At 54.2% G+C, this 476-nt stretch carries 1 protein-coding gene; it reads right to left on the reverse strand.

What is annotated here, in order from left to right; translation table 11 throughout:
* Nucleotides 1-97 precede the first annotated feature (97 nt).
* On the reverse strand, nt 98-476 hold a 379-nt coding region (locus EDM56_RS31680; protein WP_183192664.1), incomplete at its 5' end, for an alpha/beta fold hydrolase.

Raw genomic sequence — 476 nt, forward strand, 5'->3', positions numbered from 1 at the left:
CCTCATCACGACCACAATTCCAAAACGCTCTCGAACTTCTTATCAAAAAAACAACCGCCGGCCAAAACGCCAAGCGGTCGTTGTATTCATTTATGTTTTACGCTCTCCCGCTGCGATCTGCACAACGTTGCAGAAACGGACTCAGCTCCGCAATGAGCTGATCAGGTGATTCCATCATGCTCATGTGTCCCACATCTTTGATCAATGCCCGCGTGATGTTCTCCTTCGTCACTGAAAACGTTTTGTCTGCCGGTATCAGCTGATCCTGCTCCCCTGCCACCAGGAGAATCGGCAGCGCTGCATCCTCGAGCACCTGATTGCGGTCCGGCCGTTCCTTCATCGCCCGCAACGCGGCTATCGCGCCCTCCGGACTGGTTTGGTACCCGATTCGCTTCGCTTCCTCCACATCCGCCTTCCTATCTTCCAGATGCTCCGGCGAAAACAGCTTGGGTATGAGGCCATCGATCAAAACTGCG

It is taken from the genome of Brevibacillus fluminis, assembly GCF_003710825.1.
In the GTDB taxonomy this organism is placed as follows: domain Bacteria; phylum Bacillota; class Bacilli; order Brevibacillales; family Brevibacillaceae; genus Brevibacillus_D; species Brevibacillus_D fluminis.